Origin of the sequence: Crateriforma conspicua, from assembly GCF_007752935.1 — a bacterium.
In the GTDB taxonomy this organism is placed as follows: domain Bacteria; phylum Planctomycetota; class Planctomycetia; order Pirellulales; family Pirellulaceae; genus Crateriforma; species Crateriforma conspicua.
The window spans coordinates 4992069-5010386 of the sequence record NZ_CP036319.1 but is presented as its reverse complement, the minus strand read 5'-3'; the positions used below and the strand labels follow the sequence as shown (position 1 = coordinate 5010386).

12 protein-coding genes are annotated in these 18318 nt (G+C 58.2%); 9 read left to right on the top strand and 3 right to left on the bottom strand.

Translation table 11 applies throughout. From position 1 onward, the window contains the following. Positions 1–309: 309 nt before the first annotated feature. From Mal65_RS18330 to Mal65_RS18305, 6 genes are all read left to right on the top strand, one after another. A complete protein-coding gene (locus Mal65_RS18330) occupies positions 310–1611 on the top strand; it encodes a DUF1501 domain-containing protein (protein WP_145305031.1) in 1302 nt (433 codons plus the stop codon). Between the two features lie 29 nt (positions 1612–1640). After that, entirely contained in the window at positions 1641–4130 is a 2490-nt protein-coding gene (locus Mal65_RS18325; protein ID WP_165701370.1) for a PPC domain-containing protein, read from the top strand. After that, positions 4127–6652 carry a DUF1549 domain-containing protein gene (locus Mal65_RS18320; protein WP_196784278.1) on the top strand — a complete coding sequence of 842 codons (2526 nt, stop codon included), beginning with the start codon at positions 4127–4129 and terminating at the stop codon, positions 6650–6652. Before Mal65_RS18325 ends, Mal65_RS18320 begins: the two co-directional genes overlap by 4 nt. Positions 6653–6665: 13 nt before the next feature. Further along, positions 6666–8696: a c-type cytochrome domain-containing protein gene (locus Mal65_RS18315; protein WP_196784277.1), complete on the top strand. Its 2031-nt coding sequence runs from the start codon at positions 6666–6668 to the stop codon at positions 8694–8696. A gap of 159 nt (positions 8697–8855) precedes the next feature. Continuing rightward, the gene (gene purE / locus Mal65_RS18310) at positions 8856–9407 is read left to right on the top strand and encodes a 5-(carboxyamino)imidazole ribonucleotide mutase (RefSeq protein ID WP_196784276.1); all 552 of its coding nucleotides are present in this window, start codon (positions 8856–8858) and stop codon (positions 9405–9407) included. A gap of 100 nt (positions 9408–9507) precedes the next feature. Further along, on the top strand, positions 9508–10662 hold the full coding sequence (locus Mal65_RS18305; RefSeq protein ID WP_196784275.1) for a 5-(carboxyamino)imidazole ribonucleotide synthase: 1155 nt from the start codon (positions 9508–9510) through the stop codon (positions 10660–10662). A 38-nt stretch (positions 10663–10700) separates the two neighbouring features. On the opposite strand, the gene Mal65_RS18300 is transcribed toward Mal65_RS18305, so the two are convergent. Beyond that, entirely contained in the window at positions 10701–11216 is a 516-nt protein-coding gene (locus Mal65_RS18300; RefSeq protein ID WP_196784274.1) for a VanZ family protein, read from the bottom strand. Positions 11217–11337: 121 nt separating this feature from the next. On the opposite strand from Mal65_RS18300, the gene Mal65_RS18295 reads away from it, so the two are divergent. The 3 genes from Mal65_RS18295 (at position 11338) to Mal65_RS18285 (ending at position 14255) form a co-directional block, all read left to right on the top strand. Further along, complete coding sequence (locus Mal65_RS18295) at positions 11338–12087, top strand: 3-keto-alpha-glucoside-1,2-lyase-like domain-containing protein (RefSeq protein WP_145300817.1); 750 nt, start codon at positions 11338–11340, stop codon at positions 12085–12087. 5 nt (positions 12088–12092) lie between these two features. Continuing rightward, a complete protein-coding gene (tadA, locus tag Mal65_RS18290; RefSeq protein ID WP_174820184.1) occupies positions 12093–12629 on the top strand; it encodes a tRNA adenosine(34) deaminase TadA in 537 nt (178 codons plus the stop codon). Positions 12630–13046: 417 nt separating this feature from the next. Continuing rightward, a complete protein-coding gene (locus Mal65_RS18285) occupies positions 13047–14255 on the top strand; it encodes a hypothetical protein (protein WP_145300814.1) in 1209 nt (402 codons plus the stop codon). Positions 14256–14434: 179 nt separating this feature from the next. Here the strand turns inward: Mal65_RS18285 and Mal65_RS18280 are convergent, their stop codons facing one another. Continuing rightward, positions 14435–14647, bottom strand: a complete 213-nt coding sequence (locus Mal65_RS18280; RefSeq protein ID WP_196784273.1) for a hypothetical protein — start codon at positions 14645–14647, stop codon at positions 14435–14437. 153 nt (positions 14648–14800) lie between these two features. Further along, the gene (locus Mal65_RS18275) at positions 14801–18211 is read right to left on the bottom strand and encodes an aminotransferase class I/II-fold pyridoxal phosphate-dependent enzyme (RefSeq protein WP_196784272.1); all 3411 of its coding nucleotides are present in this window, start codon (positions 18209–18211) and stop codon (positions 14801–14803) included. Positions 18212–18318: the final 107 nt, after the last annotated feature.

The window sequence follows — 18318 nt, the reverse complement described above, 5'->3', positions numbered from 1 at the left end:
TTGCCAGGAAATTTCCCACGTTTTGCCGTTCGGGCCGGGGAAATCGCAGTGCTGAAGCGTTAGGCGGATGCGATGGTTTCCGAATAGGAAAGATTTGACGCACGCTTGGCGGACCAGTATCGTTGGACGGAATGTCGCATCCAATTGCGTGGTCTGATGGACACGTGACGGATGCTGCACCACCCTCCCGCCCGCGTCGCAGTTTGCTTCGCGGGTCCCGCCTTTTTGCCGTCTCCGTTGATCTTGCCGATGGTTTGGCGAGACCGAATTGACGGTTCATCCTTGACGACTACGCCGGAGATGACTCGCATGCGTTGTGTCGGAAACCCTTTCAGCCGCCGTGGATTTCTGGCGGCCGGATCGATCGCCGGATTCGGGCTGTCGCTTCCTGAATTGCTGATGCGTCAGGCCGCTGCGGAGATGAAGCATTACGACTTCATCAAACCCAAAGCGAAAAGCGTCATCCACGTTTTCTTGCCGGGCGGGATGGCCCAGCAGGAATCCTTCGATCCCAAGCCCTACAGTCCGCTGGAATATCGCGGGGAAATGGGCACTCTGAAGACGAACACGGGCGAAGTCTTTTCCAACACGATTCCCAAGCTGGCCAAACGTGCTGACAAATTCAGCGTGATTCGGTCCATGACGCACGGGGAAGCCGCCCACGAACGCGGCACCCACAACATGTTTACCGGGTACAAACCCAGTCCGGCGTTGCAGTATCCCAGCTTCGGCGCCGTCGTCAGCCACGAATACGGACCTCGAAACAACCTGCCTCCGTATATCTGTATTCCCAATGTTCCCAACGAATTCGCCGGAACGGGATATTTGCCCAGCAGCTACGGCGGATTCGCGTTGGGCAGTGATCCGGCCCGTGGTGATTTCCAGGTCCGCGATTTGAACTTGTCCGGTGGCGTGGACGAAAGCCGGTTCGTCAAACGCAAAGAAGCGTTGGAAGTCGTCAATCGCCGCTTCACGTCAATGACGTCGGCGGACAACGTTGCCGCGATGAGCACGTTTTACGAAAGGGCCTACGACCTGCTGGACACACCGGCGGCCAAAGAAGCATTCGACATCAACAAGGAAGGCGACAAGCTTCGTGACCGATACGGACGCAACCAAGCCGGCCAACGTTTGTTGATGGCACGACGTTTGGTCGAAGCCGGTTCGCGTTTGGTGACGCTGACCTACGGCGGCTGGGATATGCACCAAAGCATTACCAGCGGTTTCAATCGCACGATGCCCGCACTGGATCAAGGCTTGTCGGCCCTGATCGATGACTTGGATTCGCGCGGTTTATTGGACGAAACGCTGGTCATGGTCACCAGTGAATTCGGCCGCACACCCAAGATCAACGCGGACGCCGGACGCGATCACTGGCCCAAGGTGTTCAGCGTGATGCTGGCCGGCGGGGGCGTCAAAGGCGGCATGGTCTATGGTGCGTCCGACAGTACGGCGGCCGAACCCGATCACAGCCCGGTGTCGCCGGCGGATTTGGCCACCACGATGTATCACTTGTTAGGCATTGTGGCCGACAAGGAATTGATGGCCCCCGGAGACCGTCCGATCGAAATCGTCGATGGCGGCAACGTCATCAGCGACATTCTGGTCTGATCCATTTGTCCAGGATGAATGCCATGAAGATGAATTCTTTTTCTGTCGGTTGCCCGAGTGGTGTGACCGGCATCGGTGTCGCACGCAATCGCGTTGTGCGGACCGTCGTTGCCTGCGTCGTGTTCGGTTGCCTTCAATCGGCTGCGACCGTCCGGGCATCCTATCCGGTCGTCGAACGGTTACAGCCGATGGGCGTCCGTGCGGGAACCGAAACCAAGCTGACCTTTCACGGTCAACGCTTGGGGGACACCTATGACGTGGTGTCCGACGACCCACGAATTGAAATCGTCGACGTCACAGCCGTTGATGGAAAGAAAGCCGACGTCACCCTGAAGGTCGCCGAGAGTGTATCGCCGGGGCTGTACCCGTTGCGTTTGGTGACCAAAACAGGCGTCGCGAATCTGCGTTTGCTGTCGGTCGGTCACCTGCCTGTTGTCGCTGAAGAAGAACCCAACAGCCGACCGGACCAGGCACAGTCGGTGCCCATCAATCACACCATCGAAGGTGTCGTCGACACCGAAGACGTGGATTTATTCAACGTCGATGTCGCGGCCGGTCAGCGTTTGAGGGTGGAGGTCGAAGGCATTCGATTGGCGTTTTCACTTCGCAACCAGAACATTTTGGATCCGTACGTCGCGATTCTGGACAGCGAAGGTATCGAGGTGGCATCCAGCGATGATTCGGCTCTGCTACAGCAAGACGGCTTGTGCACTTACACGCCGGACCAGGCGGGCACCTACACGGTCATGATCCGGGACAGTTCGTTCCGCGGCAGCCGAGTTTCGGGGTACCGTTTGCACATCGGTGACTTTCCACGTCCGATGGCAATCTTTCCGGCCGGCGGGCAACCGGGCTCCGTTCTGCAGGCCCAGTGGATTGACGTCGATGGATCCGTCCACGAAGACCAGTTCCAGTTGCCCAGCTTGGCCGACGATCACCACCGTTTGTGGGTCAAGACCGACAAAGGCATCAGCCCGTCGCCCAACACTGTTCGGGTGAACGACTTGCCAGTTCATGTCGAAGCTGAACCGAACGACGATATCCGCAAAGCACCCGAGTTCACTTTGCCCGCGGCGTTCTGCGGCGCTGTCGACAAAGACAATGACTTTGATTGCTTCAGCTTTCAGTGCAAGAAGGGCCGGCGGTATCGTGTGGAGGTGTTTGCCCGCCACTCGCTACGCAGCAGCCTTGACGCCGTGCTGAACGTCTTCGGTCCCGACAATCGAACGATCCAGTCGTCCGATGATGTGGCCGGTCGGATGGATCCGTCGTTGGAGTTTGCCGCCAAAGAAGATGGCAAGCACACGATTCGGGTCTACGATCATCTGCGATTGGGAACTCCCACGCACCAATACCGCGTTGAGGTGGTGGAAGCGACAGCGGAGGTCAACCTGACGCTGAAGGAACTTCGACGTGACGAGGCAACACCCGCGTTGGTTCCCGCCGGTGGGCATGGGGCCATCATGGTGACCGCTGCACGCACGAATTACGGCGGTCCCATTGGTATCGACATTCCCTCATTGCCCGACGGTGTCACGGCGACCACGTTTGACGTCCCCGCCGGGCGAGGTGAAATACCGGTTCTGCTTTCGGCCAAGGCCGGCACCGATCCGATTTGCCAGCCGATATCGCTGACCGGCATCGCCAAAGATCCGAAAGCGTTGAACGTCGGCAGCCGCTTCGTTCAAACGCACAAACTTGTGCTGGGGCAAAACCGACGTCACATGTGGGCCACTGACACGCCACAAGCGTTGTGTGCCGTCGTCGAACCGACCCCCTTTGAAATCGAGTTGGTCCAACCGAAAACGCCGATCGTTCGCCAAGGCAGTGCGAATTTGGTCGTCCGCGTCAAACGACACGACGGCTTCAAAGAACAAATCGCCCTGCGAACGCTTTACAACCCACCAGGTGTCGGCGTGAACAACAGCCGTCGGATTGCCGGTGACAAGTCCGAAGCGTTGATTCCAATCACCGCCAACAGCCGCGCGGCGACCGGCCAGTGGCCGATGATCTTGACGGCAACTTTCACCGCACCGGGCGGCAGCCAAGTGGTTGCTACCAACGCGATCGATTTGCAGGTTGAAAACGAATACTTCAAGTACGCGTTTCCCAAAGCGGCAACCGAACAAGGCAAGTCGATGACGTATGCGGTGAACGTCGAAGTATTGCGTGAGTTCGATGATGAAGCCGAAATCGAATTGGTCGGCTTGCCCAACGGTGTCACCAGTCCCAAAGCGGTCCAACCGCTGGCCAAAGACAGCACCGTGGTCAACTTTCCGCTGGAGATCGCTGCCGATGCGAAAGTCGGAAAGCACCGGACGTTGGTCTGTGTAGCACGGCTAAAACGCAGCGGCGAAGTGATCACGCAGACCACTGGGACGGGCGAACTCCGGATTGACAAGCCGATGGTGGCCGCACCCGCGAAGAAACCTGAAAAGCCGGCGGCCAAAAAGACTGCCGAACCCAAACCGCTCAGCCGCCTGGAACAATTGCGTCAAAAACGCCAGGAGATGAAATGAGTTCTGGAATTTTCCTAGGCCGATCCATTCGCACATGGACGCATCGATGCGTCGCAATGGTGGCGGCGTTGGCCGTCACCTGGGCGTCGGTTGCTGCACACGCGGTGACCCCGGACCCGGATCCCAGCGCCAGTCGCCCGTCCAAACCGCCACGCCCTGCCCTGGAAGTCTACCCGCCGAATGTGCAATTGGATTCGGCTCGCGACTATCAATCCTTTGTCGCCGTACTTCGACGTCCCGACGGAATCACCGTTGATGTGACGGATCAAGTGCGATGGTCCGTCGGCGACGACGCGGTGGCCCGTGTCGATGGCGTGCGCGTCGTTCCGATCGCCGACGGCAAAACGGAATTGGTCGGGCGTTTCAGCGGACACCATTTTAAAGTGCCGGTGACCGTGAAGGATGCCTCCGTCAAACCAGCGATCAGCTTTGGTAAAGACGTCATGCCCGTCCTGACACGGTCGGGATGCAATACCGGATCCTGCCACGGGGCCGCACGCGGCAAAGACGGTTTTCGGCTAAGCCTGTTCGGTTTCGATCCCGATGGCGACTATCACCGCATCACCCGCGAAATGGGAGTTCGGCGTGTCAATTTGGCGGTTCCCGCCGAAAGTCTGATGTTGCGAAAAGCCATCGGCGCCGTGCCGCACACCGGTGGCAAACTGTTCGATGTCGACAGTCCATACTACGCGACCATGTTGGAATGGTTGCAAGACGGTGCACCGGAGGATCCATCCGATGCGAAACCGCCGGCGGTTGAATCTTTGGCCGTTTATCCGCAGCAAGCGGTGATCGAAGGCACCGGCACCAAGCAACGATTCGTCGCCGTCGCGACCTACGAAGACGGAACGACCCGTGATGTCACGAATCTGTCGGCTTTCAGCAGCAACAATTCCGGCAGCGCCGACATCGATGGCACGGGAACGGTCACCGCCGGGTCCCGTGGCGAAGCATTCGTCATGGCACGATTCGACACCAAGACCGTCGGCAGCCAAGTGCTAACGCTGCCCGAAGGTCTGGTCTATGAACCGCCTCAGCAGTCGGCCCGCGGCGAAGACCAGTACATCGATCAATTGGTCGATAAGAAACTGCATCAGTTGCGGATCACGCCCAGCGGACAATGCAGCGATGAAGAATTCATTCGCCGCGTGACGATCGACGTGATCGGTTTGTTGCCGACCGAAGACGAATTTCATCAATTCGTGAATGACCCGTCGGAAAACAAAAGGGCCGAGTTGATCGACCGCTTGTTGGCCCGCAAAGAGTTCAGCGAAATCTGGGCGATGAAGTTCGCCCAGTTGCTGATGATCAAGAGCACCAACCAGGTCAGTTACAAGTCCGCGTTCTTGTATTCCAAATGGTTGACCGAGCAGTTCCAAAACAGTGTTCCGGTCGACCAAATGGTCCACGAACTGTTGACCAGCACTGGTGGCACGTTTTCACAACCGGCGACAAATTTTTATGAGATCGAACGCGATCAGTTGAAAACGTCGGAAAACGTGGCTCAGGTGTTTCTGGGAATCCGGACGCAGTGTGCCCAGTGTCACAACCACCCGTTCGACCGCTGGACGATGGATGATTACTACGGGTTTGCGGCATTCTTTTCGCAAATCGGTCGCAAACAGGCCGAGGATTACCGCGAAAAGATCATCTACAACCGTGGTTCGGGGACGACCAAGCATCCGGTGACCGGCGCGACGGTTGAACCCAAATTCCTTGGCGGCGAAGCCCCCGAAACACGTGGCAAGGATCGTCGCCAAGTGCTGGCCGATTGGTTGACCGCACCGGAGAATCCGTACTTCGCCAAGTCCATCGCCAATCGTGTTTGGGCCCACTTCATGGGCGTCGGCTTGGTCGACGAAGTGGACGATATCCGGGTCAGTAACCCACCCAGCAATCCGGAATTGTTTGACACACTGGGGGAAAAACTGGTCGCCTACGATTTCGATTTCCGTGCGTTGGTGCGTGATATCTGCAACAGCGACGCTTATCAGCGAAGCTGTCAAATCAATGAATCCAACCAGCATGACAATCGCAATTATGCTCACGCGGTGATCCGCCGGATTCCCGCCGAAAACATGTTGGATTGTCTCAGCCAGGTGACCGACAGCCCGGACAAATTCCGTGGTCTGCCACTGGGGGCCCGCGCGGTCCAAATCGCCGATGGGACGACGTCCAACTATTTCTTGACGACCTTCGGGCGGTCACCGCGAGCCACCGTTTGCGAATGCGAAGCGTCCACCGACCCGTCGCTATCACAGGCCTTGCACTTGCTGAACGGTAATTCCGTTCAAGGCAAAATCGCAAGTGGAAAGTTGATTCGGACGTGGTTGAAGGAGGAGAAGCTTTCGCCAGAGCAAATCTTGGATCGCTTGTATGTTCGCTCGCTTAGTCGGGTGCCAACGAAAGAAGAACGCGACGATTTGTTGGCCATGGTCAACGAACAAAGTAATGCCGAAGCGGTGCTGCAGGATGTTGCTTGGGCGATTTTGAACAGCCGTGAATTTGCCTTTAACCACTGATCGAGACGACACCGTGCTGAGACGACAAAGGGCATTCCGTTCGACGATCGCGCTGGCCGCATCGCTGACATCCGTCGCGATTTCAGGTTTGGCATCCGCCGAACAATCGACGCCGGATTCCGGTGCAGAAAAGGTGACGTTTGAAGAACACGTCAAACCAATTTTTCGACAGCACTGTTTGACTTGTCACAACTTGGGCGAAAAGAAGGGCGGCTTGGCTCTGGATTCGTACCAAGCGGTGTTGGAAGGCGGCGGCAGCGGTGAAGTCGTCTATGACGATGGGGATTACGCCGGCAGCCGACTGTGGCAATTGGTGTCGCACGAAGACACGCCGATCATGCCGCCGGGCCAAGACAAGATTCCGGCCGAGCAATTGGCGGTTCTTCAGGCCTGGATCGAAGGCGGCATTCTGGAAAACAGTGGTTCGAAGGCCAAAGCGAAAAAGAAGAACCCACTGGAATTTGTCGCCGCCAGCCGCGGCAAGCCTGAAGGGCCGGCTGCCATGCCGGAAACAGTGTCGATGGGCGTCCCCGTGGTGACGAACCGGCCGGCGGCGGTCACCGCGATCGCTTGCAGCCCCTGGGCGCCTTTGGTCGCCGTCGGTGGCCAGCGTCAGGTCGTCCTGTATCACGGCGACAACGGTGAATTGCTGGGCGTATTGCCCTTCGCCGAAGGCATCCCGCAATCGATCCGGTTCAGTTCCGACGGCGGATATTTGTTTGTCGCCGGCGGCGAGCACGCAGTGCTGGGACTGGTGGCCATTTACGATGTTCGGACCGGCGAGCGTATTGCGACGGTCGGTGACGAACTGGACATCGTGTTTGATGGCGACGCCAATTCCGACATGACCCGCGTTGCGATGGGCGGACCGAAGCGGATGTTGCGTATTTACGACGTCACCGACGGGTCGCTGAAGTTTGATCTGAAGAAACACACCGACTGGATTTTGGCGGTCGCTTTCAGCCCCGACGATGTGTTGATCGCTTCGGGTGATCGCTCGGCCGGTCTGGTGGTTTGGGAAGCCGACACCGGACAGCCCTATCTGGACTTGGCTGGTCACAAGGGCGCCGTGACGGCAGTGTCTTGGCGTGACGATGGCAACGTTTTGGCCAGCGGCAGCGAAGACGGCACGGTCAAGTTATGGGACATGCACACGGGAAACCAAATCAAAAGCATCAACGTTGGTGGCCCTGTCCAAGACGTCGCGTTTGACCATCAAGGTCGATTGATCACCGCATCCGGGAATCGCAAAGCCACGGTCTGGGATGCCGGCGGATCAAAAGTCAGGGATCTTCCCGCGATGCAGGAAGCGGTTTTGGAAGCCGCCCTGTCACACGATGGAAAGCGAGCGGTGTATGGCGATTGGAGTGGGCAAATCTTCAACGTTGCCACCGATGATCCCAAGCAAACACTGACCCTGGCATCCAATCCACCGGATGAAAGGGAACTGTTGGCGGCTGCTTCACAAAAACTGAAAGCGGCCCAGGCGGAACTGAAGAAGGCCACGGATGACTTGCAACCGATTCAGACCAAGGTCCAAACGATGAAGGACGCCGTCGATGTGGCAAAACGCGATCTAGCGTCGAAACGCGATCGTTTGGAGGAACTGAAGTCGACGCTGGCCGAACTGAACCAAAAAGAACAGTCCGCACAGGGGACGATTCGGAAAGCCGCCGAGGCCGCCGACGTCAGCCATGACGAAATGATCGCGGCCAAGGTTGCGTTGAAACGTGGCGACATCGACGACCAACGGTTGGCGGCGGCAGAACAGCAAGTCGCTGATGCGTTTGCCGCTTTGGCCGAATCACGACGCGGTTTGTTGGCGACCCGGGAACAGATCGTTTCGGTCGCCGCGCAGCGGAAGCAAATCCAGGAAGCGATACCGACTTTGGAAAAGGCGGTCAGCGACGCATACGGTCGCTTGCAGGCGGCCCAAGCCGAACTTGAACCGGCGGAGCAAACCCGCCGAGGGGCCGATGCGGTGGTCCAGCAACTGTCGGACCGCGTAAGGCGCATTGAAGCAGCGATCGAAGCATCAATCTGACTTTCAAAAATCATCCCCGGCCGGTGGCCTTTCGTTCGCCGGTCTGGATGTGGCGGTCAGAAAACCGCTGGCCCGCTGGGGTGTTGTTTGGACATTCGTTAAAACTGTCGCGACGACCTGCCACGTTTTGTGGTCCCAGGCCAGCGACAGAGAATACGAATGACTTCGGAAAGCGAATCCACCGCCACCAGCACTTCATCGAACGAGTTCCCGGACACCGGTGCTCGGGTCGGCATCATCATGGGCAGCCGAAACGACTGGGAAACGATGCAGCCCGCTGCGGCAATGTTGAAGCAGCTGGGCGTGCCGCATGAGTGTTTGGTGGTCAGCGCCCACCGCACGCCACAGCGGATGTTCGCCTACGCACAATCGGCCGCCGGTCGTGGCGTGCAGGTCATTATCGCGGGTGCCGGGGGGGCGGCCCATTTGCCGGGAATGGTCGCATCGGAAACCCATTTGCCGGTCATCGGTGTCCCCGTCCAAAGTCGCGCGTTGCAGGGTCTGGATTCGCTGCTGTCGATCGTCCAGATGCCCGGCGGCATTCCGGTGGCCACCATGTCGATTGGAAAGTCCGGTGCAAAGAACGCGGGCATCTTCGCGGCGCGCGTCTTGGCATTGTCCGATAGCGATCTGCGCGAAAGGCTTTGCGACTTCGTTCGTCAACAAAAGGACGACGTGCTGAAGTCGGCTGATCTGAACGACCTGTGTTGATTTCATTGACGCGAGAGAGTCGACCTTGATGCGTCCCCAGTCCCCCGACACTCTACCAAGCACTGCTGCTGGTCCTCGAACCTCCGAGCCTTTGTCCGCCATGAAAAAGACGCTAATGCCAGGCGCCACCTTGGGGATGGTCGGGGGCGGTCAATTGGGACGCATGTTCGCAATCGCCGCCGCACAGATGGGTTATCGGGTCGTCGTGTTATGCGATTCCGATAACGCGCCCGCGGCACAAGTGGCGACCCAAGTCGTTGTCGGCGCGATCGACGATCCGGACGTGGTGAAACGATTCGCCCGGCAGTGCGACGTGATCACTTTGGAATTCGAAAACATTCCCACCGATACGATCGCGGGTTGTGCCGAATTTGCACCGACTTACCCCTCAGCCGACGTGTTACGTGTCGCCCAAGACCGTTGGCTGGAAAAGTCCAGTTTGCGTGACCTGGGATTGCCCGTGACTCCGTTTGATCAAGTCGGCGACGCGGATTCCGTCCGGCGATTTGCGGAACACCATGGTTACCCGGTGATCGTGAAGACGGCACGCAGTGGTTATGACGGCAAAGGCCAGTATCGCGTCGAATCATCCCAGCAAGCGGACGATGTCCCCTGGGATACGGCCGACCAATGGATTGCCGAACGGTGCATCCGATTTGATAAAGAAGTTTCGATCTTGGTGGCTCGGAACGTTCACGGTCAAACGTCGACATTCCCGCTGTTCGAAAATGATCACGTCAATCACATCCTGGACCAAACAACGTGTCCCGCATCGGTCGGTCCGGCCATCGAATCATCGGCACGTGAAATTGCGATGGCCGTGGCCGATGGATTGGATTTGATCGGATTGATCTGCATCGAGTTTTTTCTGATGGGGGATTCATTGATGATCAATGAAATCGCACCTCGGCCACACAACTCAGGTCACCTTTCGATCGAAGCGTGTGGTGTCAGCCAGTTCGAACAACAGGTCCGCGCCGTCTGTGGGCTTTCGCTTGGAAACACTGGATTGGTATCCGGCGGCGCCGCGATGGTGAATCTGCTCGGCGACTTATGGCAGGATGGCGATCCGGCTTGGGATCGCGTTTTTGGATTGGAAGATTCGCTGGCCGCTTTGGGGATTCGCTTGCACTTGTATGGAAAAGCGGGTGCCAAGGTGGGACGCAAGATGGGGCACCTGACCGCGGTGGCGGACGATGTCGTCGCAGCGGTCAACGCGGTTCGCGAAGCTCGGGAACGACTGCGATCGTCTTAGGCGTGGGGACCGTTGCGTCGGTGCAACTGTTCGAGGGCTCAAACCGATGGCGACGTGGATGCGCCCGCCGACTTGGTCACCGGTGTCGACCAATCGGATGACTGACCACGAATCTTTCGAATCAGCCCACGAATTTGGTGTCCGAACAGGAACTTCGCGACCAGGTACATCGCCATCGCGGCCAACATTCCCGCCGCATCGGCCAGGAAATCGTACCGGTCGGGGGTCCGTCCGGGCACAAAGCCCTGTGACCACTCGTCGAACGCCGCGTAGGCAAGCACAATGGCGGCCACCCGCGAAAACCGAGTGATGACACGACGGCCGCCGGTCACATAGCACAGTAGAAACGCGAGGCCGAAGAAGCCCACGAAGTGCTTGACCTTGTCGCCAACGTGCAGCTGAACAAAATCGACACGCGGCAAGTGGGTGCCGGTGAACATCGCCAGCCAGTACAGCGCCAGCAACACAATCGCCAACCGGATTCGAAAAATGCGGATCTTGGTGACCGGCTGCATCAACGGGGCTCGCGTCGGATAAGCTTGAAACAAAGTCATACGGAATTGCACCGAGGTGAGCGTTCGGACGAATACTCCTGCCGAACGCTTCCTAAGGAATACGGCCCGGACTGCACTAGGTCAAATTATCGCTCACGTAATTCACAACGAAGCCGGTTTCATGAAATCATCACGAGATAGACAGCCCAAGTTTGCTACGGTTCTTTTTGTCGCATTATCCGTCGCTTATGCGACTGCTTTGTCACCTTTCGCGGGGCAAGTGGCGGCCGACGACACGCCCGCAGCGGAGGGGAAAGACGCGACCAAAGACGTCGAAAAAACGCCCGATGATGCCGGCTGGACGCCTTTGAAAGGCAAATGGGACTTTTCACGCTACGGCGGCGAAGGGCCCGTGGAAATCACCGACGAAGGTATCGAAATGGGGTTCGGGGACCCGCTGACCGGGGTCCGCTGGACCGGCGATTATCCCAAAGATAACTACGAAATTCGCTTGGAAGCTCAGCGAACCGACGCCCACGATTTCTTTGTGGCGGTCACGTTTCCGGTGGGCGATCAACACTGCAGCCTTGTCCTGGGGGGCTGGGGCGGTGGTGTCACGGGAATCAGCAACATCGACGGAAATGACGCGTCCAGCAACGACACCACGCTGTACCGCATGTACGAAAACGACCAGTGGTACAAGATTCACATTCGCGTCGTTCCCAAAGAAATCGTTTGCAAGGTCGACGGCGAAATCGTCGTCCAAGTCGAACGCGAAGGCGTCGAATTTGATATCCGTGACGAAATGGACCCCGCATTACCGCTGGGGTTGGCCAACTATCAGTGCGTTTCGGAAATCCGAAACATCGCGATTCGCACGTTGGACAAGTCACAGGCCGACGCGGCGCCACAGCCGAAAACCGACAAGTAGCGTTGATGTTCCCACCCGATGAATCGTCGCCGGGGATTCCCCTGCAAGGTTTGGACGAGGTTGATCGCCACTGGATGCGTCGTGCGCTGGAAATGGCGTCTGAGGCGGTGACCGCGGGGGAAGTCCCCGTCGGCGCCATCATTGTGAAGGACCACACGGTGATCGCGGCGGCACGAAATGAGAAAGAAACGCTGCGTGACCCCACGGCCCATGCCGAAATGATCGCAATCACGCAGGCCGCTGCCGCCATGGAAGATTGGCGTTTGGAGGGAACCACGCTGTATGTCACGCTGGAACCGTGCGTGATGTGTGCCGGCGCCATCATCCAGGCTCGGGTGCCCCGTGTCGTGTTCGGGGCGACCGACCCCAAGGCCGGCGCGGTTTGCAGCCTTTACGAAGTCTTGAATGACAGCCGGCTGAATCATCGATGCGATGTGACCGGCGGCGTGATGGCGGAAAACTGCGGGCGGATTCTGACGGATTTTTTTGCCGACAAGCGTGCCGCGGCGCGGCTTCGAAAAACGTCGCCCTACGACGGATAGGACTGCGGCGGATGTATCGCCGGCGTTTAAAGCTGGCGACCCAAAATACGCGTCGTTTTCGCAGCGGACATCGGTTTTTGCGGCCGCGTTGCCAGTGTTTGATCCAGACGTCCTGCGGCAGGTGGTCGAATCGCCATGCTTCGTGAAACACGGTGGCGTGGGTTTGTAACGATTGGAAAAGCGTTGTCGTTTGCTACTTTTCTGATGCTTTTGCCGCTTCTGGGGTCAAAGAAGCTAAGCCTCTGCGCCGTACCGCGCCGATACTACCGGCACAACCCGAATCGGATGCGCACCGCGATGGTGTGGATGCGATGTCGCGATAGCGAGCCCGGACTTCTCGGGATCGGGTAAGCAGACACGGTCTCGGGCAAACCGGGATCAGCGTCCCTCACTACATGCAAGACGGTGGAACAAGCGATGTCGGTAAGGAAGCTGACGGCAAGAATCATCGCGGTCGTGATCATGATGACCGCGGCGGGAACGACGTACGCCCAGAATCACGATGTGCCGCCGGTCGATCCGCTCGCGTTCGATCCGGACTTTCGATGGTTTGAGCCAATTTACGAAGCAGACCTGTTGGACATGAAGCCCAAGAAGCGGGCCAACACGGGCTGGTTTGCAACGTACGACAAACTGTTGTTGTACGGCACACGTCCGGAGACGTTTATCAACGGCGATGCCGAGACGAAACTGGACAACGGATCGGGGCACCGGTACGAAATCGGTTACATGCTGCCCGATAAAGACACGGGGTGGTTGTTCAACTGGACCGAGAACGATGTGTTTCGGGCCGATGTCGTTCGTCAAGAACGCATCAACCGGTACAGTTTGGACGATCTGCAAGGCACCGCCGACGACAGTCCGGCCGGCCCGCCTTTCGGGTTCATCGTTCCGCAGGAAGACCGCAATAATCTGGGGTACAACACACGTTTCTACGACGTGCAGAATTCCCAGAACATGATCAAGTTTGACAGCTACGAGCTGAACAAGACTTGGCGTTTGGAACCGTATCACTACGGTGGCATCTTGGAACCGATGGTCGGCGTCCGCTGGATGCGTGCGGAAGACATCAATTTGCGTCAGACGTATCAAAGCACCCAAGACAACATCACCGGGAACGTGTTGCTGCCCTTGCCCAACCCGATCTTGGCAGGCGTTGAATTCAGTGCCGCCGAACAGATTACCAGCATCGCACAGATCACTGACAATGAGATGCTGACCGCACAGCTGGGCTTCCGGTACTTCAAGCACAAAGGCCGATTCATGTACAGCAGCGACTTCCGGGTCTTTGCTGGAAACAACTGGCAGTGCAGCGAAGCCTACACCGAAAGCGAACTGACGATCTATGCCTTCGGGCAAACCAACGAACAGCCGACCGTGGGCGAACCTCCGATCACGATCCAACGGGATCGCACCACACCGACCTTCATTCGCAATGAAGAGTTCCTGGTCGGGTTCGATGTCCGCGGCGAACTGGGATATCAGTTGACCAAAGCGATCAGCGTTCGAGCCGGTTTCCAGGTCATTGACATCGGTCGTGGTCTGTGGCGATACGGAACCGAAGGCGATTGGGACCAAGACTATCAAATGTTCGGCGGAACTCTGGGTCTGACCTTGAACCGCTAAGGACGACGACGCAGGTCTCGCAGGTGAATATCGGGTCGACCATTTTCACCGTCATGGTTTCGGCCCCATCAAAAGACAAAGCCCGCTTGAGAGATTTCTCAGGCGGGCTTTGTCGTTTTGTTTTGTAGGTGTCACCGGCCGGGCGATTGGTGGAAGCATCGGGGCCAATGGCAAAGGCATCAAGACTTGGCGTTGTTTGCTTCTCGCAGCTCTTCCAATTCGACGCTCAAGCGGTGGCGAAGCGGGCTTTCGGGGCGAAGCTCCTCTTCTAGAAGCTCCTCCGCCTTGTCGAAGGCGTCTTCGGTTCGGTTTGGATCGCTGACCAAACCGCGAAATTTTTTCTCGACAGTGGCTTCGGTTAGCAAGTGTGTTTCTCCCTTTTTGATTGGCATGCGTCGCGACCGTCGTTTTGTCCGTGTTGCAGCCGCATCAACACTCCGATCAAGACAGGACGACTTCGCGACAAACTCAGATTTTAAAGCAGCCGTCGCCTTTGGCAAGTCACTACAGCGGCACGCCGCGTCGGTGCGACGCCACGGACAGAGTCATCCGGCGACCGAAGCCGTTTGGAATCCCAGTTCCGCCAAGTGGTGGGCGGTACGTTCGACGGTGAACCGAATTTGGTCTTCGCTGTGCTCGCAAGTGATGAAAAACCGCAATCTAGCCGCTGATTCGTCGACGGCGGGGTACAGAATTGGCTGGACGTTGATTCCATCCGCCTTCAGCCGGTGTGACAGCCGAAGCGCCACCATCGAATTGCCCGTGATCACGGGAACCACTGGCGTTTGACCACTGTCGCCCGTGTCCAGCCCACGATCCTGACACAGCGATAAAAACAATTCGCTGTTTTCACGCAGTTTTTGAACCCGTTCGGGTTCCGCGTCCAGCGTCTGCAATGACGCGATCGCAGCGGCCACCTGGGCCGGCGGCATGCCGACGCTGAAGACGAAACCGGGGGCGGTGTAACGCAGCAATTCGATCAATTCCTTGCTGCCGGCGATGTACCCGCCACACGATGCGGCCGACTTGCTAAGGGTGCCCATCCAGATATCGACTTCACGGGCGTCCATCGCGAAGTGCTCCGCGATCCCGTGTCCGGTTGCCCCCATCGTGCCGAAACTGTGGGCTTCGTCCACCATCAGCATCGCTTGGTGCCGTTTCTTGACTTTGACGAACTCCGGCACATCGGCGAAATCGCCGTCCATGCTGTATACGCCCTCAATCACGATCAGCACGCGGCGGTACTGGGATCGGCAATCCGAAAGCACGCGATCAAGCGTCTCGTAATCGTTGTGCGGGAAAGGCCGGCGTTTCGCGCCCGACAACAACGCACCCTGGACGATGCTGTTGTGGGCAAGCGCATCGTGAATGATCAGGTCACCGTGACCGACCAAGTGACCAATCGTCGTTTCGTTGGTCGCATGACCGCCCACCATGGTGATCGAAGCGTCCACACCCACCCAATCGGCGATCAATTGTTCGAGTTGCCCGTGGATCGGTTTTTCGCCCGAAACCAAACGACTGGCCGAAACACTGGTCCCGTACTTTTTCACCGCTTCGGCGGCGGCAGCGGTCACCGCCGGATGCCCGCTCATGCCCAAGTAGTTGTAACTGGCAAAACTGATCAATTCACGACCGTCGATCCGTGTCCGGTCGTTGACAACTTGTTCGTGAACCGTGAAGTAGGGATTGGGGACCCCCGTCATGGCCATCTGCTGCATGGTCGCTTTCAGCCGCCGGTATTCGGCAAACTGGCTGATGTCGAACTCCGGTTCAACGACTTGTCGGGGCGCGGTGGGCGTTTCCGAGTCGGCGTCAACGGGCTGATCCGACGCTTGGTCCAGCAACGTCTTTGCCCTGCTCTCACCGCCGGGCGGAAGGTAGCGTTCGATGGCCGAAGCGGTTTGCGCAACCGTTTCAATTTCATCCAGGACTTGTTCGGGGAATCGTCCGCCGAAGGTGCGTTCTAGATTCTGGGCGATTTCCAGTCGCTCCAGACTGTCCAGCCCCAGGTCCAAGACGATGTTGGTGTCCAGGTGAAGCGTTGTGGCACGATCACCGGCCACCCGACGAATATGGTGCAGCACGGCATCAACAATCGCCGGATTCAAATCACGGTTTGCGGCTTGGTCGGGATCGGAACCGGTCGCCGCGGCGGCACGCATCATGGGAACCGCATCGCCATCGGCCGTCACCGACGTGCCGTCTTCTTCCCAACGCACCCATTTGGCGATCAGTTTCAAATTGCCGTCGCGAACCGCATGCAGACAAGCGTGACGCTGGATCTTGCCACTGCTGGTCTTGGGAACACTGCTGTTGCGAACGATGTAGACCGCATCAGGCGGCAATTCATGTTCTTCGGTTACCGCGCGGCGGATACGCTGCAGTTCCCTATCCCAGTCGTGATCACGGCGCCGAACCGCCTCGGCGACGATCACCAACTGTTCGCGGTCGTCGTGGTTCATGGCAAACGCTGCGACGGAACCCGCTTGGATGACATCGCTGGCGCGTTCCACAGTCGCTTCGATGTCTTGCGGGTATCGATTCACGCCCCGCACGATGATCATGTCTTTCAGACGACCGGAAACGTACAGCTGGCCTTCGTACAAAAAGCCCAAGTCGCCGGTTCGCAAATATGGGCCGTCGCCGTCAGCGGTGAACGCGTTGAAGGTCCGTTCGGAATCCTCCGTACGACGCCAGTATCCCTGTCCCACACAGTCGCTTTGCACCCAGATTTCGCCGATCGCATCGGACGCATTGACTTCGCAGGTTTCCGGATCGACGACCAGCACTGATTCGTCTTCCAAGACGCGGCCACAGGCGACCAATTGTCGGGCGCCTTGCTGATCTTCGCTGGCCGGACGGACGGCTTTTTCATCCAACGCACCGCCGTCAAACCAGCTCGTCACAGGACGGGGGTTGGACGGACCACCGGTCACCAGCAACGTGGTTTCAGCCATCCCGTAACAAGGCAGGTGTGAACGATGGTCAAACCCGTACTTTTCAAAACGCCGTGTGAACGCGTCCAGCGTGGAAGCCCGGATCGGTTCGGCGCCGTTGAACGCAATCTTGAAGGTCGACAAATCGACGCCTTCCAGTTCGCTGTCGTCGATTTTGTCGACACACAACTGATAGGCAAAGTTGGGGCCGCCGCTGACGGTCACGCCGTACTTTGAAATGCTTTGGAACCAACGCGACGGACGTTGCAAGAACGTCATCGGGCTCATCAAAACATTCGGGACGCCGACAAACATCGGCATCAAAACCCCACCGACCAAACCCATGTCGTGGTACGTCGGCAGCCAGGTCATCGCCACCGTGTCCGCGGGCGGTTCAAAGGCCTGCTTGATGAACTTCGTGTTGGTGACCAAATTCCGCTGGGTCAGCATCACGCCTTTGGGCGAACCGGTCGAACCCGACGTGTACTGCAGCACCGCCAACGAATCGCCGTCCAGCTTGGGCCGGCGCCAGCGGTCCGGCTTTCGTGTCGACGGATCATCGGTGCCCAGCATTTGGACGCCAAGCAGATCCTCATGAAATTGGTCGCCGGTCAACTGTTCGACGACCGATTGCGTCGACAACGCCCACCGTGCGTCGGCGTCGACCACGATCGATCGGATCCGCGACGCCTTGCGGTTGCGACGGGGGGGAAACGCGGGCACGGCGATCGCACCGGCGGCGTGACAGGCGTAAAAACCGATCACGAAATCCAGGCCCGGCGGATAGATCAACAGGACTCGGTCGCCCGGCCGAATGCCACACCGGCTTTGCAGATACCCCGCCAACCCGCGGACTTCGTCCCACAGTTCGCGATAGGTCAGCTTTTCTTCCAGGGTCTCGGCGTCGGTAAAGTAATACGCCGGCTGGTCGCCACGCAGCATCGCCCAGTGGCTCAGGATTCCCGGAAAGTTATCCTGGGGAGGTAACTGATCATCACCATAGAAGGACAGGTCCACGGGCGAAGTCGCTGATAATTCGGGAGTGAAATCGGTTTGCCAAAATCGAGCCGCTTCCGTGTCAGTTGCCGAAGGAAGGTTTCGGCACAGGCGAGCGACCCGCACGT